Below are 21,445 nucleotides of genomic sequence, written 5' to 3'. Positions count from 1 at the left end.
TGAGCAGTTTTGTCCTCTAAAGTCCCCATAAATTACATTGAAATAAGAGTATTCGCCCATGCAACGGAAGACGAAGACAAAGTTCTTACAGCTGCACGGAACATATTTCCACCGCAGGTTTCTGAAAACATAACTTTTAAAAAGTCAAACTTGAGTGGACACCATGGAAACCCGATAACGCTTTTTGAAGCAAAAATAAGGGAGAAGGAGACCATCCAAGCTTTTTTGCAGAAATTGACTTCAACCCTAAACAGTTTAGACAGGAAAGTTCTGGCCAGCGAAATTGAACAACATCTTGATAAGGGATGTCTATATTTGAGACTTGACAAACAGTCAGCCTATTTAAACGAGGTTAAACTTTGCATGGCAGACCCCATACATTTACGGATTCACTTTAGAAGGGCAAATCCGAAGGAAATAGTGGAATTCTGTAGAGAAATTGGGTTAATTCCATGAAACGACGTTTTGCAGACTTGCACTTGCTGCCAAACCTAAGCGATACAGAAAAGACGGAACAAATGCTTATAAAGGCTTCGGAGCTTGGCTACCGCTTGGTGGCTGTGCCGCTTCCAATAGTTTCAATAGAAGCTTTCGCCCAAAAATTAAGGTCAACATGCAGAGAGGCCAACCTGGATTTTGCATCCCGTCTCGACTTAAAACCAAGAACAGCGAAAGAACTTTTGCAACAATTGAGGAGGTACAGAAGAAAAGTTGAATTAATCGCAGTAATATGTGAATCGAAAGAAGTTGCACGGCAAGCCGCAAAAGATCACAGGGTAGATATCCTAAACTTTCCATCAGCGGATCCCAGAATAAGGTTTTTTGACAAGGCAGAGGCGGAGCTTGCCTCAGACAGCAACGCTGCCCTTGAAATTGACATAAAACCATTGCTCACTCTGAAAGGCCCAGCTAGAATTAGGCTATTGGCAACCTTGAGGAGAGAAGCTGCGATAGCCAAAGATTACCATGTGTCGATTGTCATTTCAAGCGGTGCTACAAACTCATTACAGATGCGGAGGCCCCTAGAAATGGCGGCCATAGCATCACTCTTCGACCTTGACAAGCTCACAACTTTAGAGGCTGTCTCAAAGAATCCATTGGCTATAGTTGAGAGGAACCGTGAAAAGCTAAGCCCGAGGTTCATTGCGCCTGGCATCCGCTTAATACGTGAGGGAAGCGACTGTCCATGAGGGACAAAGTTAGACGCAGATACTTTGCGCTTAAAATCGATTCAAATGAGAAAATAAGCCAAAAAGAGTTTATGGACGCTGTTTGGGAGACCATTTTGAGGCTTTATGGTGAATATGGTGCAAGTAAAATGGGTCTAACATTAATTAATTATGACGCAGACAAAGGACTTGCCATAATCCGTGCGACCCACACTGAAATTGATAAATTTAGAGCAGCCATAGCCTTCATAACTGGAATGGCAGCTAAACCAGCAGCTGTGCGGATCATAACGGTTTCTGGAACCCTTAAAGCACTTCACAAAAAAATTGGAATCAAGACTCATTGAAGCTGTATTGCTTTTAACCTCAATATCTTTGACCGCAACACATTAATTAGTCAAATCACGTATTAGGCTTGGGGGATGATGTAGCCGTCCCAGTCTGATTGATGCCCTATGAGGAACTCATGACGGGCGGACCCCTTTTCCCTAATCAATGTCTTACTGGTGGTGTTTTCGTTCTCTTTTCTGTTTTCTTTCCAATCCGAAGGCAGTTGCCAAAATCATGCCCATTATGAAGCCGCCTATGTGCGCCCAGTAGGCTGTTTGGCTTCCGATTTCAAACAATCCGTAAAACCATTGGAGCAGAAACCAGAAACCAAGAAACAAAACAGCTGGAATTGGCAGTATAAAATAGATAACCCATGTTAGTATTTTAGCTTTTGGAAAAAGTACGATATAGGCGCCTAACACTCCGGAAATCGCGCCGGAAGCTCCAACAACGCCTCTCGTGAAATCCGCAGGAGAGGTTAAACCCAAATATAGGCTTAGTATATGGGTGAAGGCTGCTGTTACGCCACAAATTATGTAAAAGACAAAATAGCCGCCGTGACCGAAAATATCCTCAATGTTGTCTCCAAAAATGTAAAGAAAGAGCATGTTGCCGAGTAAATGCCACCAGTCAGCATGCATAAACATGGACGTTACAAGCGTATAAAGTCTTTCTCCTTGCACAATCTCTTGGGGATACATAACAAACCTACGTTCAATTTGGCTGGCAATTTTTGGAAGGAAAAGTCCCTCTTCTGAGAGCCAATATAATAGGAAGATGAGTATGTTAATCATAAGGAGCATACGGTTTACATGGGGTGTCCTTGAAGGACGGTTTAAGTCCTTAAGCGGAAGCAACTTTAAGTCCTCACCAGATTGCCTTATACATTACTGCACTTAAGTCTAGCGTATTGTTTGGCTGTAAACTTTTAAGTTAAACATTCAATCATTCTAACACAAGTCAAACACCCGTCTGGAATTGGCATGTTTTTGGGACGTTTCTTCAAAAACCCGAGAAAATGCGGACAGCCTTCTTTAGTTTTCCCACAGTCCTCACTTTTTGAAACTTCAATCGAACCTTTTATGTTTGCCTCAACATCTGGATGCGGGGCTGCTTCTTTAACTTTTGTCAGGCAACGGGGGCAAGCATAATAAGAAGTTTTTGAAAAGCTGTTGGAAGAAACTGTTACTAAGATAGGTTTTCCGAAAACCTCTCCACATTTATCACACGTTAAACTGTTCGCCTTATCCTTTTCTTGAAAGTACGGGTTTGATGCATGTTTTGTCGACGTCATGTGAACAGCTCCACGTATTCAAAATCTTAATATTTAATAAACTTTTTTGGATAAACGTACAACATAAAAACACAAAGCCGCATTGAGCATTTTGGAGCGTTCCAAACAACGCATTACGTGAGTCTACGTTGAAAAGTTACCTTTAATTGTCTCTGGAAACATGTCTAACTAAGCGTAACTAAGGAAAAATTTATATTGTAATGCTGTTTTTCATTGAGACGCATTAGGAGGTTGTTGGTTTGTCTTCACCCGCATCTGGAATCCCAGTTCTAGTGTTAAAAGAGGGTTCAACCCGTTCGAGGGGCAGAGAAGCCCAGCACACCAACATCATGGCGGCGCGCATAATAGCAGAAACAGTGAAAAGCTCCCTCGGCCCGAAAGGCATGGATAAAATGCTTGTGGATAGCTTCGGCGACGTCACGATAACCAGCGATGGACGCACAATTTTAGATGAAATGGATGTACAGCATCCAGCAGCCAAGATGATGGTGGAAGTAGCCAAAACTCAAGACAATGAAGCTGGAGACGGTACCACAACGGCGGTTATTTTGGCTGGAGAATTGTTAGCAAAAGCTGAGGAACTTATAGGAAAGAATATTCATCCAACAATCATAATTGATGGTTACAAGAAGGCCATGGAGAAGGCTCTTGAAACCATCGAGAAAATAGCCATACCAGTGGACATAAAATCGCCAGAATATCTGAAGAAAGCGGCTATGACTTCCATGGCAAGCAAGCTTGTAGCTGAAAGTAGGGAATATTTGGCTGAACTGGCTGTTAAAGCAGTCCTGCAAGTCGCCGAAAACGTGGACGGCAAATACAAGGTAGACATTGACGATGTGAAAGTTGAGAAAAAGCCCGGCGAATCGATAAGGGATACAATGCTAATAAACGGCATAGTCTTGGACAAAGAAGTCGTTCACTCCGGCATGCCTAAACGCGTGGAAAACGCAAAAATCGCCCTGCTTGACGCGCCGTTGGAAATTGAAAAAACAGAATTTGACGCAAAAATTAACATTGAAAGCCCAGAGCAAATGGAAGCTTTCCTTAGACAGGAAGAAGCAATGCTAAAGGAGATGGTGGAGAAGATCGTCGCAGTGGGCGCCAACGTCGTCTTATGCCAGAAGGGTATAGATGACATGGCACAGCATTTCCTAGCCAGAAAAGGAATCCTCGCTGTGAGAAGGGTCAAAAAGTCAGATATGGAAAAGCTTGCCAAGGCTACTGGAGGAAAAATAATAACAAACTTGGATGACATGACACCAGCAGATCTAGGGTTTGCAAGCGTTGTCGAAGAACGCAAAGTTGGCGATGATAAAATGACTTTTGTAGAAGGATGCAAGAATCCCCGCTCAGTAACCATCCTCATCAGAGGCGCAACTGAACGCATTGTGGATGAAGCGGAACGCTCCCTACACGACGCCATCTGCGTAGTCCGAGACGTTGTCGAAGAGCCAAAAATTTTGGCTGGCGGCGGAGCCCCAGAATTAGAAATAGCCCGCATTCTAAAGAAGTATGCGGAAACCCTTCCAGGCAGAGAGCAACTGGCTGTAAAAAGCTTTGCAGATGCCTTAGAGGTTATACCGGCGACCCTAACTGAAAACGCCGGATTAGATCCAATAGACATTTTGTCAGAGCTAAGGGCAAAACATGAAAAAGGCGAAACATGGGCCGGAATTGAAGTTCACTCTGGAAAAGTTCAGGACATGAGAGAAGCGGGAGTCTTTGAGCCAATATCAGTAAAGAAGCAAGTAGTGAAATCTGCAACAGAAGCTGCTTCGATGATACTCAAAATTGACGATGTTATCGCTGCTGGAAAAGCCAAAATGCCCCCAACGCCGCCCAAGGGCCCGCCTGAAGGCGAATTCTAGGCGCTGGGGTAATGGAAGACGTCCCAAAAAGAGAAAAAAATCTTGATAGGACCCCCAAAGCTCACCCGCTTCGAGAAAGCAAGGATAGTGGGGGCTAGAGCCTTACAAATAGCCATGGGTGCCCCTATTCTTATCGAAACGCCGAAAAGCTCTGCAAGCCCAATAGATATAGCCCTCCAAGAGCTCGAAGCGGGAATACTGCCAATAACTATTAGGCGAACGCTGCCCGACGGCACTTACCAAGATATACCGTTAAAGTGGCTTTTGGAAGGCGAAAAGAAAAAATCCGCCTCCTAGACTTTTTTCGCATTTTTACTTAATTCCTTAGCAGTTTCAAGAGTTTTCCTTATTCTAGTCCAGTGGGCTCCTTGCCAGTAGATTTTGCCGCATTTTGGACATTCCCAGAAATCGTTGTAGTGAGTGTATGTGTTCTCTTCAACTTTGCCCGCAACCTTTTCCTTTGGTATTGGTTTGACTTGAGTATTACATTTTGGACAACGCGACCGCGACATATCCACGTCTAGGCTTATGCCAAATTTTTGGGCTATTTTCGCCAAGTTTTCAGTTTCCGTCGGCCCATCAACGTAGAAGGCTTGCACGCCTTTTGCTGTAGCTTGTTGGTAAAGCTCTAAATCCCTTGTTAGGAGAATTCTCCGCTCTTTTTTGGCTATGCCTATAAGTTGGGCATCGTCCAGCTTGTTAGAATACTTCACGTTATGTCCGAGCATGCGAAGCCAGCGGGTGAGTTTTCCAAGCATACTATCTGCAATAAATTTCAAGTCTTAGCACCTCCTCCAAGGATTACTTCGCCGCATCCCGTCTGAGCAACTATTTCGCCGTCATCCATGACAAGTCTTCCGCCTACAAAAGTTTTCACCGGTTTACCCTTAACACGTTTACCATGGAAAGGCGAAAACTTAGCCTTTGAATGGAACCTGGACGTATCTATGAAATACTCCCTTTCCAAGTCAACAACCACCAAGTCAGCCTTGCGGCCCTCCTCAATAACTCCCCGCCCCTTCAGTTTGAATATTTTGGCGGGATTTTCAGCCATCAGCCTAACAATATCTGCAATTCCAAGCAATCCGGCATTAACAGCGGTCAGCATTAACGGAAGCGACGTTTCAAGTCCAGGTATACCAGTTTTGACTCCCCAAACATTTTCGGCATTTTTCTCAGCGAACACGTGGGGCGCATGGTCTGAGCTAAGTATATCAATTATTCCATGCCTTAAGCCAGCCCATAAGGCGTCAACGTGGCTTTTGTCTCTAAAAGGGGGAGCAGTTAAAGCCATGGCTCCCAAATGCTTTAAGTCTTCAGCAGACAAAAATAGGTGATGGGGGGTAACCTCGCATGTTATCGGCAGCCCTGCCTTTTTCGCCTTGTAAATTGTTTCTAAGCTATCTTTTGTGCTTATGTGGCAGAAGTGCACTTTGGCTTTGGTTTTTTCGGCAATCTCTACCATGCGCCTCACAGCTTTAGCTTCAGCCTCCACCGAGTGAACCTCAAGAAAAGCCTCAACATCACCACGTCCCTCCCTGGTAAGCCTTTCCTCAACGTTTCTAAGCAAACTCTTATCTTCAGCGTGTACTGAAATTGGCACTCTGGACGCAACCGTTTTAAATGCCTCCATCAAAGCGTCATCGTCGTCTATATTTAGTCCGCCTATCTGTTCGCCTAGGTAAAGCTTGAAGGCTACAGCACCTTCCCTGATTATAGTGTCAATTTCCTCCACTCTTCTGGGAAACTCGGAATAAAAACCTACATTAACCAGAATTTTTCTCTTCGCTGTTTCCATCCGCCGACTTAAGGTTTCAGCGCTCATTGTGACTGGAGTGTTGTTGGGCATATCCAACACTGTTGTGAAGCCACCGGCGGCGGCCGCCGCTGTTCCAGTGTAAAAGTCTTCTTTGTAGGCTTTTCCCTCATCCCTCAAATGCACGTGAGCGTCAATTAAGCCTGGCAATATTAGAAGCCCTCCAAGGCTGAGCATGTTATCAGCCTTGGGCATTTGGGCTTCTCGTCCAACCTTGTAGACAACGCCATTTTTAATGGCTATGCAACATTCTTGCACAGCGCCATTTACGTAGGCCTTTAGGTCCTTTAGAATCAGGTCAACAATCAACAGTTTTCGCCTCTTGTTGGAAAAGAGGCGCTTTATCTAGATAAAACTAGCTTAAGGTTAACGTGGCACAGCCGGTTTATTTTCAAGGACTTCCTTAACTTCAGCGTTTACCCTTTCATAGAGCAGCTTGCCAATCAAACCTTGTTCTAAGGCTTTATCCAGTTTTTCCATATCGAGTATTTTGGTTTCGCCGTCTGGACGGATGCAAATGTCAACCTCTAAATCCACATAGCGTAAGGCGTTTGGATAAACCTCTACTGGTGTATTTATGTTTATGTAGGCTCCTTTCCACACACTATCCTTCGAGTAATAGTTTGTTATGATGTGCCACTCGCCGGTTTTTGTCTGGCTCACCGCCCGGTCGCCAGCCTCCTTAACAGTGCCCAGACCATCGTAAAAGCCGTCAGTCTTCATGGTCCTACAGTAGCGTATCTCACCGTTGTCTAGGACTTCAAGGATTGCCTGTCCAAGGTTAAAGACCGCACCGCTAAGCTTTACATGCTCCACACTCACAGTCACGCCTTCTTCTGGAAACTCAGCGGCTGTCTGCTCCACGAAAAGCTTTTTCACTTCATCTAGGCTTTGCCCTTTCTCTAAAAGTTTTTCAGCCATCTCTAACGCGGCGGAAACTCTGCCGCCACAACTCTTATAGAAGTGATGCCCATCTAAGGTTGGCGTGACCAAAGTCCTCAAAGCATCCAACTTTCTTTTTGAAATGCTTGGAAACTCAACGCTCATGAAATGTAAGCCTTCAACCAGGAGGGATGGCGCTGTGGCTGAGGAAGCCTTCTCAGCTAAAACCTTGGCTTTTTCCACAAGCATCTTCACCTCGTTTTCTAAGACTTCTCTTGGTTTATGGGCTGCTGGCTTCCGCCAGATTATACCCCAGCCTTCAGGCGCCAGCTGCTTCCCCAAAGCGTAAAGCTCCGCCCGTTTGGCGACGTCTCGGATTTTTAGGCTTACGCCTACGCGGCCATTTTGGATGAGAATGGCACAGTCTCCGACAATTTTCAGTTGCGTCGTCAGGATTGGAGTTTTTCCGCCAATACGTTTCCGTTCAACTTGCACAAGGATTTCATTCTGATTTTGGATTGAGGCTTCGTTTTTTGGGAGAACCCCCACGGCTTCGTTTCCAATTTTCACATAAAGGCCCATCTCGTCTTCGCCAATGATGCAGCCTTTGTATATGCCATCCACACTTACGCCCCATTCTCTTGTTATAGCATCTTCAAGGATTGCTTGTAGGATGGTCTTGAAGGCTTTTACGGCTTCCCTCTTGCCTAGCACCACAACTCCTTGGAGGTCATGTCTATCTTCAATTTTAATGTCTGGAGGCTCACTGTTGTCAGCCATGCCGAAACGCAACTTTATAGCTTGGGATGGCTGGACAACTTTAAAGCCGTTTTCCAACAACAACTTTGTTAGGGCTGTGGCGTATATGCCTCTAACTCTCGCCTTCAAGGCCTAGCCAACCTTTTCAACTCTGTAAAGGCCGTTGACCTTCTCTACCTTAAACCTAACACCTAAAAGGAGTTCGGCCAGCCAAATGTTTGTCTCTAAATGGTCAGAAAGCTCCCTCGTGTAGTAGACGGATCTCCCCCTTGCTAGGGTTATGTATGGAATCAGCATATCAGCTAAATGCACATCAACAGTGGCTCTCGAATTAACCTCCATATATAGTTTTTCAGCTGCCTCCACACCCACCGCTTCACTGGTTTTCCGCAGTTCACCTATAGCGTCTGCGCCTAGGACAGCGCCTTTGTCGGTTTCAGCCCAAAGGACAAGCGAGCTGCCCTTCTGTAATGGATTAGAGTGATCATTTATTATTTGGATGTCCGCGGTTAAGCCTTTGCCGCGAAGATAGTTGTTAGCGGCTTCCGCCTGTCGTTCAGCAACTCTTCTGTCAGCTAGAAAAGTACATACAGAAACACCTTTAATAGTTTTTAGTATGCCGAACTCTTCTATGGAAAGAGGTTTAAGCTCCTTGCATGGCTCGACGGTTAATATAGCTTCACCCATACCTTTCGGATAGTAGCCGTACTTACGAACAGTTATGGCTGCATTTATGCCCATACGCCTCAACACTGGAAGGAAAACGTTTCGCATGTAATTTATCGTCGGTGAGTTGGAAACATCAGTTCCGCCCTTCGAAACGTGCAAACGAACAGTGTTTTCAGCAAAGATACATATGGGCAAAACTGTCATTATCAACATAGGAATGCTTCCAGCTGTGCCAATTTCAGCCTCAAACCTTCCGCCCTTAATGCTTCTAGGCATGAACCAAAGTTCTCGAGAATTTAAGACAGCTCCTTTCACTTCTGCGTCGCAGAGTTTCGCTGCAGTTAAGACAGCTTCTAAATGTTGGGGTCTTAAGCCTGGCTGCGGCCTGTTCTGCCTAATATTGTAAATGTGGATGGACTCACCGATTATGGAGGCTAGGGCTACCGAAAGCCTCAGTATTGTGCCGCTTCCGCTTTTCTGGCTTCCATCAATTTCAATCAAGCGTGGCTAAACCCCTTTTGTCTAGACCTATTGTTTTACAAACAATTAATAAATAGGGCTATGGGTATTAAGGGTTTAAAGGGCGTGAACTCAAACATGAGTGAAGAAAAAGAGCGCATTGAAAAGCTCGCCGAAAAAGTAGACGAGCTGCTTGTTGTTTTAAATAACATCGCCGAGGACCTAAGAATAGTTGCAGCATCGCTGAAGTCCATAGCCGTTTCGCAGCTTGGCCAACAAAAACCCCCACCAACACAGATAACAACTCCTGAGCAACCGCCACTCGAGAAGCCTTTAGGTATAGAGGACGTTAAAATGATGTTTCCAGAAGATTTGGAGGGGCTTTTAAACTTTGAGGACAAAGGTGAATACATCAAGATTACACCCCGCCAGTATTTGGGCGCTGAAAACTTCGCGAAGATAGCCCAAATAGTGCGTGGCGCGGGCGGCGACTATGTCAGCGCTGGAAGAGACAGCCACTTCCGCATACCAAAAATCAAGTCATAGCACTGTTTAGCTTTAGTATTTTATTTCAAAATCCTTAAACTCGCCAGTATAATTCTCCCATTTGACATCTACGCCTGTTACCCTTGCACCCGGCGGTCCATGTTTGCAAAACTCTATGAGTTGTTTAACGGCTTCTTCTTCGCCTTCAAAGACCGCTTCAACTCTGCCGTCAGGGAGGTTGCGAACCCAGCCCTTCACCCCGCGCAGCTGAGCTTCATGCCTAGTTTCATGCCGAAAAAATACACCTTGTACTCTTCCGCTTACAAACACATGTGCCCTAACCTTCATAAACCAGCACCCTTATCCATCCTAATTTAACAGCACGTTAAATTTTAGTCGTTAAAGCCTCTCACTTTAACTTAACTCTCTCCTCATAGGGTTTCTGACAATTCACCACTGGCTTTAAAAGCAAAACATCAAAACCCAAATTTCGGAGGCTTAAGGCTTGGAAGCCAGCTATGGAAAATTTCTGGTTTACGCTCCGAATTTAGCATCACGTAGGAAAAGACTGAAAGTTGTGAGAGCTGCTGTTGAGAAAACCGCCAGAAGATTAAACCTAAACTTCGAAGTCGTAGCGGTTAATGGCAACACGCCGGTATACGTGTACTATAAAGACGGAATTAAGGAACCTGTGCCGCTTTACTGTGACAAAGACGAAGAGCAAACCTTAGAGCAAGTGTGCAGTGCGCTGCGGAGCATGATGTTTGTCCTATCCTTCCACCCGAAATACTCCACCCTCAAAAAGATTAGAAGGGCTCTCATGAAGTTTTCCTAAACTTTATGGACTGATTTTCAAGGGTTATCTCATAAACCTGGTTAACGTCAAAGTCTATACCTAGACTTTCATACTCTTGTTCAGTCAAAAATAATATTATCTTCGGGACACTAAACTGCGCCCTTGCCGGAAAAATGGGCAATTGCTGTTGCAGAGCCTGGAATACCTCTTGGACAACCCTAGCTTCTTCAGTTTGAGGTCTAATGGCAAACTGTGGAATAGGCCGTTCTTCAACAAGTTCTATGCGTTTTCCAAGGTTTCCGTCAAGGTCGCGTATTGACTCAATCTTGTTCACTCTAACCTGGAACATAAGCATTCACGGAAGAAAGAATAGGTTGCTACTATTTAGGTTTATTCCATTTCTATAGTAGCCGGCGGCTTAGGCGTAACATCATAATAAAGTGTTGAAACGTTTGGACATTCTGTAAGAACTTCTTCAGCTATTTTTTTCAAGGTTTTCCATGGTAGTTCTGAAACTTCTGCTGTTAGGAAGTCTTTCGTTTGAACAGCTCTTACACCTATAACGTAGGGCTTCTTCTCTGCAACATCGCCGACAGCATACAACACTCTTGTAACGGCTGGATTCTCGCTGGTTATCTTCGCCTGTAAGGAAACAAGCTTTGAAACGGGTGTTTCAAAGACTTTTCCATTGACTGTTTCAACTTTTATCCCTACAATTTTGCCATAGCGCCGTTTGCCGCCTTCCACGCCAGTAGCCATATCCTTGAAGACTTTCACGTGAACATTTCTAGAGGGAACATTTAGTAGTCTTGCCATCGATTCCTGAATATGAGTCATGGAAGGTTCTCGGATTTCTTCGTTATCAATTATGACGGCGAAAAACTGGCTTGGCTTATGCTCGGCAAGCAAGCCTTCAACAATTGACGTCGCTTTTTTGAGGGTTTCAAGCTTGTCTCGGCGGATTTCGCCTACAATACGCACTGATAAACCTGGACCTGGAAACGGTTGCCTTTCAGAGACTTCTGGCGGCAAGCCTAGATATCTCGCAACCATGCGCACTTGTTCCTTGTAAAGCGTGAGCAACGGCTCCACAACTTTGAAGCCGAATTTTTCCACGGGATTTATGCCAATCTGTTCGAGAACATTATGCTGGGTTTTTACTCCGCCAACAGTTTCCACAACGTCAGCGCGGATTGTCCCCTGCACCAGAACTGTGCAGCCCTCTTTCCTAGCTGTCTCGCTTAAGACATTGTAGAAAGTTTCACGAAATTTTTTCCGTTTCTCCTCCGCGTCCCTTAAACCTTTCATGGCGTTTAAAAAGCGTTCGCGGACATTTACGATTTTCACCGGCACGTTGAAGGGTTCTTTTGAAAGAATATCCGCCACTTTTTCGGGCTCGCCTTCTCGCATGAAGGCGTCATCTAATATCACGCAAACCAAGTTTTCACCTATAGCCTTACGCGTTAAAACAGCGCATGTGGTACTGTCCACACCGCCAGAAACTGCCACAAGCGCTTTTTGATCGCCTATAGCCTTGCGTAAGGCTTCAACCTGTATTTCAACAAATTTTTGGGGGTTAAAACTATTCATGTATTAAACCGCTCCATTTTTAACTAATAGCTGTTTTAGCGCCTTGTGGCTTATGTATTTACCGCCTCTTGGTATCCTCGAGATACTTAAAACCTTTTTCATCGCCTCCGTCGAAATTGGAACCTTAAGCTCTTGAAAATTTGTAAACCTTATGAATGTGGCGTTCTTTCGGCCTTTCAAAAATTGGATATAATCCTCAAAAGAGCCCAAACATGTCTCGCCGCCGTACTTCTTCCAAAGCTCGTCAGCGTTGCCGGCTGCACGCTCCACAAAGTCAGCAATGCCTCTAATTTGCATGAAAGGCCGCTTAACATAAAAAAGCAGCTTTTCAGTGTAAACTGGACCCACAAGGCTTCGACGCACAAAAGTGTGAAAACTTTGGTTGCTTTTTGTTCTTTGGCAAAGCTTTTCCCACCAATTCGCATCAGAAATCAAAATAAAGCCATAATGTTCTTCCGTTGACATAGCGATACCGCCAAGGCGTGACATTCTTTTTGAGTTGTTTTGCTCGAAAAATAACGCTTTCGGTTAGAAGATGCTTGTGGATTTTCTCAAATTTTAACGGGTAAAATACAAATTTTAGGGAAAAGGCCCTGCTGAAATTTGGATGAGACTTTAAAAAACAGCAACCTTAAAAAAACGAAAAACCCCGTATATGACCGCTGTGGCTGGTCAAAGTTTTTCTGCAATTCATCCTATTATTACCATCACCCAAGAAGGCAGAACCCCTTCGTGGGGGCTCCAAAATGGAAACTAAACAGTTGAAAGCCGTTTCAGATGCATTAAAAGAATTAAATAAAAGTTACAGTGACTTCCTATGCTCTATGAAGGACACTGTGCAGGAGGTAAAAAACGCGAAGAAACTCTGGCATAATGGCCAAAAGCCTTGGCTTATAAAGCTGGGATTGGCTCTACTCGTTTTTCCAGACCCCACTATAAGCGACGTTCTAGGCGCCCTTCTGATAGCAGCTGGATCTGTCCAAGAGGGCATTCGTCGCCGTGCCCTCTACGTGGAGGATATCCCAAAAACCTTTAAGAGCATGTTTAAAGAGCTTCAGGCAATGCAGGAAAGCGTTAACCTTTATGGAAAGCTTGGTTAAACTCTTATATTTACAACATGTTATAAACATAATATGTTTGGAGGGGAGATAACGTGAAGCTTGTAACAGTCTTGTTACCTGAAGCCTACTTGGAGGGTTTGGATGAGCTTGTTAGGGCGAACATGTATCCAAGCAGAAGCGCTGCCATAAGGTCAGCAGTCAGGGACCTTCTTAAAAAGGAACTTTGGGAAAGAAGAGAGAGATAAGACTAAACCTCGGCTCTATGACATGACGTGGTTAGACACCGCCACGCAAGACGCTTAACTTTTTCCGCGACTTCAGCTGGGTTTTCCGCGAGGGTTATTGCTCGACCCACAATTAGGTAAAACGCTCCAGCCCTTAAAGTGGATTCTATTTCACCTCCTTGCACGCCAATGCCGGGTGAATAAATTGGGATTTTTCCTTGGAGAACAGCGTGCACCTCTTTTATTTTTTCTGGGTAGGTAGCGCCGACCACAACACCGTCTGCACACCACTTTAGGGCTTTTCTGGCGAAAACCATGTATTGAGTTGTTTCCAGTCCGCTTTCAGCGTCTATCACCCTCTGCCCATAGCCTTCACAAGCCCCTTTATGACTCATGTAAACGAGTAAAATGACGCCTCTGCCCTGATTTTTTGCAATTTCAAAAATTGGCTTTAGACCCTCCTCCCATCCCACAAAGGGATTTGCTATTAAAGCGTCAAAACCTGCTTCAAAATAGTATTCCGCTATAACGCGGTTTGTATCGCCTATATCGTTTGCCTTGCAGTCCATTATTGTAGGAAGCTCTAGCTCATGTGCTCTTTCTAAAAGTTTTTGAATGCCGTTGAAAACACCAAGCGGCAAAACCAAGTGATGGTTAAATTTGACAGCGCAAACGTGGGGACTAATAGTGTTGATGATCTTTTCTGCTCTCTTGTAAAGGGTTTGGCGATTTTCTAGTTTTTCAAAAGGAAAATCTAGAGCTAAAACAACGTTTGTCTGCTTATTTTGGGCAGTTCCTCTGATTTTCTCACGAAAAGCCACACCAGGACACCCTAAACTTGTTTGAGCGTGGAGCTAAAAACTTTTACCGTCTCTATTTCACCACCGCAAGCCAACTTAATATAATCTAAGGCTGTTTTTACAGCTTTTTCAAGCTGTTGTTCAGTTATGCCAGGTGCACCATAACCCACCAGCAGAACATTTCTCGTTTTCTCAGTTATTTTTGTTTGGTCTGCATCTCTATGCGGATAAATACACAAAACTTGTTTTGCATCAGCTAAGACAAGCATGTTACTTTTCAAGACTAAAGGCTTGTCCATACCGATCCCGATGAAGAGTTCACCTTCCCCGGCGAAGCGAATGTTGAAAGGTGGATGAAGCATGTCCCGATCAAAGCCGCTTATTGGAATTATTGTCATCATTGAAGCCAAGTTGTAGGCGTCAACAGCCGTTGAAATAGTTGGTAATTCTCCGCCATGTAAAACGCGTCGCAACAGAGCCTCGCCGGAAGGTCTTGTTTTCGTCGGATCTATGCCAAGTTTCCAGTAGAAGTCTCTATACGCACGAACGACAGGATCATCCTTCAGCTTTTCAACATCATGTTTTGCTCTAACTTCGACGCATAAAGCCCTTTTAAGTTCTCTGATTCTCTCGTTTTCTCTCTCCACTAAAATATTGTTTATTATGCCAATGCATATGGCCAGTTGTGGAAATTTGGTTGATACTTCAGCGCACCAGTATACTTTGAAGCACATTTTAACACGTCCTTTTCACAAGGTTATTGAAAATTGTTAAATATCTAGGGCTTTACGTTTTTCCCTCCATGATAGGCGAGTTTGCAGCTCTCGGAGCAGCCCTCTGCTGGACGTTTTCAGCCATCCTTTATAGGCGGGTTTTGTCCTCGACTTCATCCATTCAAGCGAACACCGTGCGTTGTTTAGGAACAAGTCTCACTCTCATTTTGTTTTTAGTAATTACCAGAAAAAATATGATTCTTACTGAACTGCAAACTCGAGATATCTTTTTAGCAAGCGTCAGCGGAGCCATCGGTTTAGGGCTTGGCGACACACTCTACATGTTAAGCCTAAAAACATTGGGTGTTTCAAGGGCTGTTCCGATAACATGCACCTACCCGCTTTTTAACCTTATTTGGGCTTTTTTCGCTGGCGAAACCATAACTCCTCAAGTGATCATGGGAGCTACAACGATAGTCGTGGGTATGTGGCTTTTAACAAATGAAAAAACAGAGGCGAATAACGAAAAGTTCGTGAAGAAGCCTCATCTAAAGGGTTTAGTTTACGCCCTTTCAACAGCCATAGCATGGTCCATAAGCATTTCTCTAATCAACATAGCCATAAAAAGTGCAAAAAGCCTCGAACAAGCCTACGCCGTGAACACAACGAGACTTTTTGCCGTTACAGTTTTGCTACTTGCTTATTCGCTAACTAATGGAAAGAGAATTAACTCCTTAAAAGTTGGATGGAAAAACGCGGCTATGCTCGTGTTCGGCGGCTTGATAGCAATAGGTTTAGGGTGGTTCCTTCTAACGTTCAGCTTTACTCTAATACCAGAATCACAAGCTGTTCCCATCTCCTCGACAACACCACTATTTTCAACATTAACTGGAGCAGTTTTTCTCCATGAAAAAGTGACAGCCAAAGTCGCAACCGGATCTATAATTGTTGTTGGGTTATTCATGGTATTTGTGGGTTGACCCACCTAAAGTTGGAGACATAAAATCCACAGAACAGTTAAAATCAACTATTAGTCAACAAAAGAAAAAGGGGCTATTTAGTCCTTTCAAGAAAAACGTAGCCGATGTATGTACTTTTATCTAATTTAACTTCTATACTCTTCGCTTGGTAGTTTGAATACTCAAAGCTTATCGAGTATTCGCCTGGATTTAATCCGTCAAACTCGAAGTCTCCAAACGCGTTCGTAAAGGTCGTTCTAGTTTCGCCGTCTTCTTTGTTAATAAGAGTTATTTTGACGTTTTCTGCGCATTCGTCGGTGTCTTTGAAGGCCACGCTTCCTGCGATGAATTCTTTAGTAAATCTGTACAACCCGATATAATATACCCTTGGATTTGTGCCAAGTTCCGGTTTAAACGGTTCGGCTTTTCCAGTCGCAACCAGCTTGAATACTTCACTGTTAGGGTCGTCTAGGTCTCCGAATATCAGTGCTCCAGTTGGACATGCCTGCACACATCTCGGCTCTTTCCAGCCTTTGTCAAGGAGGTGGGCGCAAAAAGTACATTTCTGCGGAATTCTTCTCTCCTCATTCCAGAAAATAACGCCATAGGGACACGAATTGACTAGATTTTTCTGGCCGATTGTCTTTTGTGGATCAATTATCACTATCCCGTCTGGTCTTTTGTAGATCGCGTTATCTTTAGCTGCCTTAATACATGGCGCGTTGTCGCAGTGCATGCAGGGTACGGGCATATATGCCACGCGCACATGGGGGAATTGGCCTCTCTCCCTTGTGAAAACTTGCATCCAGAAATGTCCATGCCTAGGTTGTGGCGCAGAGTAGGGCAAATTGTCATTGTCCCAGTGTTCATCCTTACAAGCTAAGAAACAATTGTAGCACCCATTGCATTTCGTTATGTCTACAACCAAACCCCATTTAACCATTTTCAACCCCTCCATTTCTCAACCTCAACCAAACAGGAGTTAGGCGCCATACCGCAAGCATTTTTAGATATAAACCTTGAGGGGGTTAACAGGTTAAGGCAGCCTCCTTTATCAATTGATTTTGGATCTCCCGGTTCACCTATGGGTTCATAGACGTTGCACGATTCCCAACCATGCACAACACCAGGCCGAATTCTTTCAGTGACTCTTGCAACACATAATACAGAACCCCTGTCATTATAAACTCTAACTATGTCTCCGTCTTTAATTCCTCGTGGTTCAGCGTCCTTCGGGTTTATCCTTATAACCCAGTAATAGTGCCCATCCTCTTTAAGGACTCTATGTTCAGGAATTTCATTTATCCACGTTCCCTTGCCATCATAGTGTGTATGATAGGAGAATCGAGGATGTGTTGAAATTAGCTGAAGCGGGTACGTCTTTGCTTTTTCGCACAAATGGCCTTCCCATGAAGGGATGAAATGTGGTACTGGGGGCCTCTCTTTATCTCCGGGGTCAAAACGCATAAGTGATTGAGAGACAAACTCTATTTTCCCAGTGGGCGTCGCCAAGCCCACCTTGTTAACTGGAGCATCCCGTGGAGCCGGACCCCAATCAGGAGTGTCACGGGGTCGGTTTTCGTAGAACCAACGTAAGGCTGGTGTTGACCTATATGGTTTTGGAAGAGGTACAACAAAGTATCCCTTCCTCTTGAATTCCTCCCAGGATATATACTTTGATATGTCGGTTACATTGAACATTCTTCTAACCCAATCCAGTTCAGTCATTCCGCCCTCGGTGAATTCATCGTAAAAGCCAAGTCTTTTAGCTAGCTCAGCGAATATTGCGTAGTCACTTTTAGACTCTCCTAAAGGTTCTATACATTTCATCTGAAGTACTATAACCCGATGGTTGGTTCCACAAGAGGAATGCGGGACGTAACCGGAGCAGCTAGCCCATTCGCTTATATCCCAGCGTTCAAAGTTTGTACACGCGGGAAGAATTATGTCAGCAAATTTTGTATCCGGTTCCTTAACGAATAAAGTCTGACTTACGATCAAGTCCAGTTTTGGACTCCGGTACATTTTAGCCCACCTGTTGGTTTCAGTCATCGTGCCAATGTATGCCCCGCCAATCCTGTACAGTATTTTAGCTTCACTGTACCCTGTTGCTGGATACCTATATAGTCTAAGTTGATGCTCTATTGACTCGCCACAGAAACCTCTTCCTCTCCATTCAACGGGTGGGTTCAATATGCATTCCGGCAACAATAGCCTAGGTATGTGATGATTATCATGGACTGGGCAAGTCGTAGGCTTTTTGGTCATTCCCCTGCCTAAAAGTTCAAAAGAGGCTGCAGTCTTTTGCGGGTCGCCTGATATCCCGCCTTCTGCATATCCCGGGAAATAGAAGTCTGCGTTGAAAGGCGCGCCTTGGGTGGTGCTCCAAATGTTCACTCCTGGTTTGCCTAGACCTTGCATAGCGACAAGCGCAACCATCATCCTAGCCCATTCAGTTGCATATGCTGCTCTGCAAGCGCCTCCCCATCCGCCAAGTCCTCCAGCAGCCAACATTGTTCTTTTGGACGCCCATTCCCTCGCCAGAGCTCTTATTTCCCTAGCAGAAACTCCAGTAAGCTCTTCAGCCCATTCAGGAGTCTTCGGCGTTTTGTCTTCTTCTCCGAGCACATACTTTTTAAATTCATCGAATCCATACGTATGCGTTGCCACGTACTCTTTGTCATACCTATTTTCAGTTATCCACACATTAGCAATAGCTAAGGCCAACGCGGTATCCGTTCCAGGTCTAGGCGCAAGCCATTTATCCGCAAAAAGGACAGCAGTAGAGTTATAGTGAGGGTCTATGAAAATCATTTTCACTCCAAGGTCCTTCAACCATTGCCTCCAAGGAGCAGATTCGTATCCCTGATAGCCTATAGCACGAGTTGAGTCGGGATCCGACGACCAGAAAACTATCATTTCACAGTGCTTTAAAGCGTCTTCAAGCAGGTCGTATTGTTCTGGAACGCCTAGCCTCCAATAGAAACCCCACATGTGCATTGCCCCCCAATGCCATCCTTCCCAGCTGTCCGGGTTGTGGTCGATATATGTGAAACCTAAAAGGTTGAAGAATCTAAAGAATGCACTATGGCGGTATCCTATGTTTCCCCATTCATGATGAGAAGATGCAGTTGCAGCTATGGCCGCTGGACCGTACTGTCTTTTTACACGTTCGATCTCCTTTGTAATTATATCAAAAGCTTCCTCCCAGCTTATTCGCTCGTATCCTGACTTACCCCTGTTCTCTGGGTGCCTATCACCATCAGGGTTAAAATCAACTCTTTTAAGCGGGTAAAGAGCTCTTTCCGGCGAATAAACCCTAGATCTAGCAGCAATTACGTAGGGCGCAAGTAGCGACTTTCTTGGAGGTTTGAAACACTTTCCTCTAGCTTCAATGACCCAAGACTCCGCATCATCAGGTCCAAACTCGATTGGGGTTACCCGTATAATTTTTCTATCTTTGACGTATACAAAGACAGGCCCGCCAACAGTGCAATTAGTGAAGATCTTGGTGCCGTCTTCGAGTGTTCGCCCAAAACCAGCCTCAAACTCGTGCACTTTCCCCACCACCTCTTTCTTAAAGTTTGTTGTTTACGATATAAAATTTAAAAATACAAAAAATTTGTGCGAAACAAATGCCAGATTATCTAATTAAAAATTTTTAATGTAAAAAGCCTTTTAATCTTAATAATTCGGAGGCAAAGTATGGTGAAGGATGCACGTATAAAAATCAAAGCAAGGGATGAAGTAAGGTATTATCCTGAGTATTGGGCTGGCAAGAAGTTGGCTTATCCCCATGTACCTCCACAGCATCCTAAATTTTCCAGATCAGTGGTCGTTGGCAACCTAATATTCATCTCTGGATGCCAAGGCCAGAATGATGAGACTCTAGAAATACCTTCAACATTTGAAGAACAAATGATCAACGCGCTTGACAAGGTAAGAAAAGCCATGGAGGAGGTGGGCAGTTCTATGAACAACATTGTCAAAACTTTGATACTTCTTAAGAATTTGGAGGATTACCCTCGCATGCGAAAAACAGAACTAGAATATTACCAAAAATACGCTCCTTTCCTAGTTGAGAACCCACCGGCAAGCACGGTGGCGGTTGTAGCAAGTTTAGCAAGGCCAGAGTTTCTCATAGAAATAGATGCTATTGGATACATCCCTTGACCAACTCTGCTTAATATCTGGAAGAAAACTGTCAGAGATAACTAAATAGAAATATTACTCCGCGAAGCTATACTACTCCGAACCTCTAGGGTATTCCATCACAAACAGAGAAAAACGATTTTGACGGGGAGGAATTTACGTTTACTTGAAGCGACAAGCACCTAGCGCCTCAAAAACAAAAATTGAGAATGTTGCTGAATCGGTTGTTTGGGTTGCTATCTTTTTTCGACGATTGCTATTAGCCTTACTATTGATCCGTCTCCGCCTACCCACCTTAATGGTAGGCCTATGATTGTGCATCTTTTGCCTGTGACTTTGTCTATGTCGCCTCCAACGTTTTCATAGCCCATTATGCCATGCGTCAGTAAAAGCCTGTGGCATGGCTCCCAATATGGGAAGTCCTCAGTTACATCTCTTCCCGTCTCCTTTTTATATTCGTCTGCAAGCCATGGTAAAACACGGTTTCGCTCGTCACCTCCAGGCTGACACCACACCTCCCTAGTTGCAAGAGGATGATCAAGCGCCTGTGTGTCTGTGCCCACAGCCTTGACCTGTTTTTTCACGAACCATTCTCCTGCCTCTTTGTAGAAGCCTGGTGCATAACAGAAGTATTTGACGGTGTCGCCCCAATAACGGTGCCAGCCAGTGTTAACTATTACTATGTCACCCTTTTCTATCGGCGGATCAGCTTTTTCAAGATCTTCAGGAGTGATTATTTCCCATTTGCCCTTTGGTATGGACACGACGACGCCTTTTCCCATGTACCTTTCTATTGGTATTTGCTCAGTGGATGGGAAGCCTTCTTCAACATGTATTGGAGAGTCAGCATGGGTGGAGACATGCATCGTATGTGTAAGCACTTGCGATAACACACGGGACTTTGCATGATAATGCATCCTTTCAATTTTAATATCCTCGAAGTATGGCCAAAGCGGTACACCTGGTCCAAACGGCTGCGATAGATCGTATACTTCAACTTCCTTGCCCAATATTTCGACGCTGACCTTTTTTAGAACATCTTCTGGTTTGCCAATGTATTTTGGATCTAGCATGCCATGCAGGTATTTAGAATCAACTTCAAACTTTTTCATCTTAACCACCGTTCACCTTGAAAGATTTCCATCGCCTACAAAATAAGTTTTGCTATCAACAAGAACCTTTTGATGCGTTAACATTTATTACGTTGTTGGATCCACATTGATGTTTAATGCAAGTTTTTCATGGTGTTTAGGCTCATCTAGTTTCTAGTTACAAGATTTTCTATGCAGGCGCAGCACACATGCACTGTGACGATTTGTCTCTTCCTTCTCCAATGTTGTTTGCATAGGAGCGGTACAGTTTTATATTTGGCATGTTTATGGGTGAAGATGGCGGACTGAAAGGGAAAGGCGTTT

At 44.4% G+C, this 21,445-nt stretch carries 26 protein-coding genes; 11 read left to right on the top strand and 15 right to left on the bottom strand.

The window, feature by feature from the left end; translation table 11 throughout:
- Positions 1-9 precede the first annotated feature (9 nt).
- Genes KEJ24_04835 through KEJ24_04825 form a run of 3 tightly spaced genes read left to right on the top strand, consistent with a single transcriptional unit; the run spans position 10 to position 1,516 of the window.
- Positions 10-456 (top strand): hypothetical protein, encoded by a 447-nt coding sequence (locus KEJ24_04835; GenBank protein MBS7647140.1) that lies wholly within the window; start codon positions 10-12, stop codon positions 454-456.
- Entirely contained in the window at positions 453-1,190 is a 738-nt protein-coding gene (locus tag KEJ24_04830; GenBank protein MBS7647139.1) for a hypothetical protein, read from the top strand. Before KEJ24_04835 ends, KEJ24_04830 begins: the two co-directional genes overlap by 4 nt.
- On the top strand, positions 1,187-1,516 hold the full coding sequence (locus tag KEJ24_04825; protein MBS7647138.1) for an Rpp14/Pop5 family protein: 330 nt from the start codon (positions 1,187-1,189) through the stop codon (positions 1,514-1,516). The genes KEJ24_04830 and KEJ24_04825 overlap by 4 nt, the downstream gene beginning before the upstream one ends.
- 153 nt (positions 1,517-1,669) lie before the next feature.
- Here KEJ24_04825 and KEJ24_04820 read toward each other — a convergent pair whose 3' ends face one another.
- Both KEJ24_04820 and KEJ24_04815 read right to left on the bottom strand, forming a co-directional pair.
- A complete protein-coding gene (locus KEJ24_04820) occupies positions 1,670-2,356 on the bottom strand; it encodes a rhomboid family intramembrane serine protease (GenBank protein MBS7647137.1) in 687 nt (228 codons plus the stop codon).
- A gap of 71 nt (positions 2,357-2,427) precedes the next feature.
- Positions 2,428-2,793 carry a hypothetical protein gene (locus KEJ24_04815; protein ID MBS7647136.1) on the bottom strand — a complete coding sequence of 122 codons (366 nt, stop codon included), beginning with the start codon at positions 2,791-2,793 and terminating at the stop codon, positions 2,428-2,430.
- A gap of 239 nt (positions 2,794-3,032) precedes the next feature.
- On the opposite strand from KEJ24_04815, the gene KEJ24_04810 reads away from it, so the two are divergent.
- A complete protein-coding gene (locus tag KEJ24_04810; protein ID MBS7647135.1) occupies positions 3,033-4,664 on the top strand; it encodes a TCP-1/cpn60 chaperonin family protein in 1,632 nt (543 codons plus the stop codon).
- 39 nt (positions 4,665-4,703) lie between these two features.
- Entirely contained in the window at positions 4,704-4,961 is a 258-nt protein-coding gene (locus KEJ24_04805) for a DNA-directed RNA polymerase subunit K (protein MBS7647134.1), read from the top strand.
- On the opposite strand, the gene KEJ24_04800 is transcribed toward KEJ24_04805, so the two are convergent.
- Genes KEJ24_04800 through KEJ24_04785 form a run of 4 tightly spaced genes read right to left on the bottom strand, consistent with a single transcriptional unit; the run spans position 4,958 to position 9,291 of the window.
- The gene (locus KEJ24_04800; protein ID MBS7647133.1) at positions 4,958-5,443 is read right to left on the bottom strand and encodes a Mut7-C RNAse domain-containing protein; all 486 of its coding nucleotides are present in this window, start codon (positions 5,441-5,443) and stop codon (positions 4,958-4,960) included. The genes KEJ24_04805 and KEJ24_04800 overlap by 4 nt on opposite strands.
- Positions 5,440-6,789, bottom strand: coding sequence for a dihydroorotase family protein (locus KEJ24_04795; protein MBS7647132.1), 1,350 nt, complete (start codon positions 6,787-6,789; stop codon positions 5,440-5,442). Before KEJ24_04795 ends, KEJ24_04800 begins: the two co-directional genes overlap by 4 nt.
- A 57-nt stretch (positions 6,790-6,846) precedes the next feature.
- Entirely contained in the window at positions 6,847-8,250 is a 1,404-nt protein-coding gene (locus KEJ24_04790) for a DUF402 domain-containing protein (GenBank protein MBS7647131.1), read from the bottom strand.
- Positions 8,251-8,253: 3 nt separating this feature from the next.
- Complete coding sequence (locus KEJ24_04785) at positions 8,254-9,291, bottom strand: RNA 3'-terminal phosphate cyclase (GenBank protein ID MBS7647130.1); 1,038 nt, start codon at positions 9,289-9,291, stop codon at positions 8,254-8,256.
- A gap of 96 nt (positions 9,292-9,387) precedes the next feature.
- Between KEJ24_04785 and KEJ24_04780 the strand changes: the two genes are divergently transcribed.
- Positions 9,388-9,795, top strand: a complete 408-nt coding sequence (locus KEJ24_04780) for a hypothetical protein (GenBank protein MBS7647129.1) — start codon at positions 9,388-9,390, stop codon at positions 9,793-9,795.
- Positions 9,796-9,807: 12 nt separating this feature from the next.
- Here the strand turns inward: KEJ24_04780 and KEJ24_04775 are convergent, their stop codons facing one another.
- Complete coding sequence (locus KEJ24_04775) at positions 9,808-10,083, bottom strand: acylphosphatase (protein ID MBS7647128.1); 276 nt, start codon at positions 10,081-10,083, stop codon at positions 9,808-9,810.
- 157 nt (positions 10,084-10,240) lie between these two features.
- Between KEJ24_04775 and KEJ24_04770 the strand changes: the two genes are divergently transcribed.
- The gene (locus KEJ24_04770; protein MBS7647127.1) at positions 10,241-10,570 is read left to right on the top strand and encodes a hypothetical protein; all 330 of its coding nucleotides are present in this window, start codon (positions 10,241-10,243) and stop codon (positions 10,568-10,570) included.
- Here KEJ24_04770 and KEJ24_04765 read toward each other — a convergent pair.
- The 3 genes from KEJ24_04765 to KEJ24_04755 are packed head-to-tail and all read right to left on the bottom strand — an operon-like array spanning position 10,554 to position 12,586.
- Positions 10,554-10,865: an arcadin 1 gene (locus KEJ24_04765; protein ID MBS7647126.1), complete on the bottom strand. Its 312-nt coding sequence runs from the start codon at positions 10,863-10,865 to the stop codon at positions 10,554-10,556. The two genes, KEJ24_04770 and KEJ24_04765, sit on opposite strands and share 17 nt — an antisense overlap.
- Positions 10,866-10,921: 56 nt before the next feature.
- On the bottom strand, positions 10,922-12,121 hold the full coding sequence (locus KEJ24_04760) for a GMP synthase (protein ID MBS7647125.1): 1,200 nt from the start codon (positions 12,119-12,121) through the stop codon (positions 10,922-10,924).
- 3 nt (positions 12,122-12,124) lie between these two features.
- Positions 12,125-12,586 carry a hypothetical protein gene (locus KEJ24_04755; GenBank protein MBS7647124.1) on the bottom strand — a complete coding sequence of 154 codons (462 nt, stop codon included), beginning with the start codon at positions 12,584-12,586 and terminating at the stop codon, positions 12,125-12,127.
- A gap of 281 nt (positions 12,587-12,867) precedes the next feature.
- Here KEJ24_04755 and KEJ24_04750 point away from each other — a divergent pair, with 281 nt between their 5' ends.
- On the top strand, positions 12,868-13,221 hold the full coding sequence (locus tag KEJ24_04750) for a hypothetical protein (GenBank protein ID MBS7647123.1): 354 nt from the start codon (positions 12,868-12,870) through the stop codon (positions 13,219-13,221).
- Between the two features lie 53 nt (positions 13,222-13,274).
- Complete coding sequence (locus tag KEJ24_04745) at positions 13,275-13,427, top strand: ribbon-helix-helix protein, CopG family (protein MBS7647122.1); 153 nt, start codon at positions 13,275-13,277, stop codon at positions 13,425-13,427.
- Positions 13,428-13,429: 2 nt separating this feature from the next.
- Here the strand turns inward: KEJ24_04745 and KEJ24_04740 are convergent, their stop codons facing one another.
- Positions 13,430-14,227 (bottom strand): orotidine 5'-phosphate decarboxylase, encoded by a 798-nt coding sequence (locus KEJ24_04740; GenBank protein ID MBS7647121.1) that lies wholly within the window; start codon positions 14,225-14,227, stop codon positions 13,430-13,432.
- A gap of 11 nt (positions 14,228-14,238) precedes the next feature.
- Positions 14,239-14,940, bottom strand: a complete 702-nt coding sequence (locus tag KEJ24_04735) for a hypothetical protein (GenBank protein MBS7647120.1) — start codon at positions 14,938-14,940, stop codon at positions 14,239-14,241.
- A 26-nt stretch (positions 14,941-14,966) separates the two neighbouring features.
- Here KEJ24_04735 and KEJ24_04730 point away from each other — a divergent pair, with 26 nt between their 5' ends.
- Positions 14,967-15,899 carry a DMT family transporter gene (locus tag KEJ24_04730; GenBank protein MBS7647119.1) on the top strand — a complete coding sequence of 311 codons (933 nt, stop codon included), beginning with the start codon at positions 14,967-14,969 and terminating at the stop codon, positions 15,897-15,899.
- A gap of 73 nt (positions 15,900-15,972) precedes the next feature.
- Here the strand turns inward: KEJ24_04730 and KEJ24_04725 are convergent, their stop codons facing one another.
- A complete protein-coding gene (locus tag KEJ24_04725) occupies positions 15,973-16,821 on the bottom strand; it encodes a carboxypeptidase regulatory-like domain-containing protein (GenBank protein MBS7647118.1) in 849 nt (282 codons plus the stop codon).
- Positions 16,822-16,823: 2 nt separating this feature from the next.
- Positions 16,824-19,385: a molybdopterin-dependent oxidoreductase gene (locus tag KEJ24_04720; GenBank protein MBS7647117.1), complete on the bottom strand. Its 2,562-nt coding sequence runs from the start codon at positions 19,383-19,385 to the stop codon at positions 16,824-16,826.
- 198 nt (positions 19,386-19,583) lie between these two features.
- On the opposite strand from KEJ24_04720, the gene KEJ24_04715 reads away from it, so the two are divergent.
- Positions 19,584-20,051 (top strand): RidA family protein, encoded by a 468-nt coding sequence (locus KEJ24_04715; protein MBS7647116.1) that lies wholly within the window; start codon positions 19,584-19,586, stop codon positions 20,049-20,051.
- A 215-nt stretch (positions 20,052-20,266) separates the two neighbouring features.
- Here the strand turns inward: KEJ24_04715 and KEJ24_04710 are convergent, their stop codons facing one another.
- Positions 20,267-21,103 (bottom strand): cyclase family protein, encoded by an 837-nt coding sequence (locus KEJ24_04710; protein MBS7647115.1) that lies wholly within the window; start codon positions 21,101-21,103, stop codon positions 20,267-20,269.
- Positions 21,104-21,445 lie beyond the last annotated feature (342 nt).

This window comes from Candidatus Bathyarchaeota archaeon, assembly GCA_018396705.1.
In the GTDB taxonomy this organism is placed as follows: domain Archaea; phylum Thermoproteota; class Bathyarchaeia; order Bathyarchaeales; family Bathycorpusculaceae; genus DRVP01.
The sequence above is the reverse complement of the archived record's forward strand: the minus strand, read 5'-3'. Positions and strand labels throughout refer to the sequence as shown.

What these genes read in the sequence shown, in the direction of transcription:
- KEJ24_04830 (MBS7647139.1), top strand. Translation starts at nt 453, where the DNA reads ATGAAACGACGTTTTGCAGACTTGCACTTGCTGCCAAACCTAAGCGAT.
- KEJ24_04825 (MBS7647138.1), top strand. Translation starts at nt 1,187, where the DNA reads ATGAGGGACAAAGTTAGACGCAGATACTTTGCGCTTAAAATCGATTCA.
- KEJ24_04815 (MBS7647136.1), bottom strand. Translation starts at nt 2,793, where the DNA reads ATGACGTCGACAAAACATGCATCAAACCCGTACTTTCAAGAAAAGGAT.
- KEJ24_04780 (MBS7647129.1), top strand. Translation starts at nt 9,388, where the DNA reads ATGAGTGAAGAAAAAGAGCGCATTGAAAAGCTCGCCGAAAAAGTAGAC.
- KEJ24_04775 (MBS7647128.1), bottom strand. Translation starts at nt 10,083, where the DNA reads ATGAAGGTTAGGGCACATGTGTTTGTAAGCGGAAGAGTACAAGGTGTA.
- KEJ24_04760 (MBS7647125.1), bottom strand. Translation starts at nt 12,121, where the DNA reads ATGAATAGTTTTAACCCCCAAAAATTTGTTGAAATACAGGTTGAAGCC.
- KEJ24_04755 (MBS7647124.1), bottom strand. Translation starts at nt 12,586, where the DNA reads ATGTCAACGGAAGAACATTATGGCTTTATTTTGATTTCTGATGCGAAT.
- KEJ24_04750 (MBS7647123.1), top strand. Translation starts at nt 12,868, where the DNA reads ATGGAAACTAAACAGTTGAAAGCCGTTTCAGATGCATTAAAAGAATTA.
- KEJ24_04735 (MBS7647120.1), bottom strand. Translation starts at nt 14,940, where the DNA reads ATGTGCTTCAAAGTATACTGGTGCGCTGAAGTATCAACCAAATTTCCA.
- KEJ24_04725 (MBS7647118.1), bottom strand. Translation starts at nt 16,821, where the DNA reads ATGGTTAAATGGGGTTTGGTTGTAGACATAACGAAATGCAATGGGTGC.
- KEJ24_04715 (MBS7647116.1), top strand. Translation starts at nt 19,584, where the DNA reads ATGGTGAAGGATGCACGTATAAAAATCAAAGCAAGGGATGAAGTAAGG.
- KEJ24_04710 (MBS7647115.1), bottom strand. Translation starts at nt 21,103, where the DNA reads ATGCTAGATCCAAAATACATTGGCAAACCAGAAGATGTTCTAAAAAAG.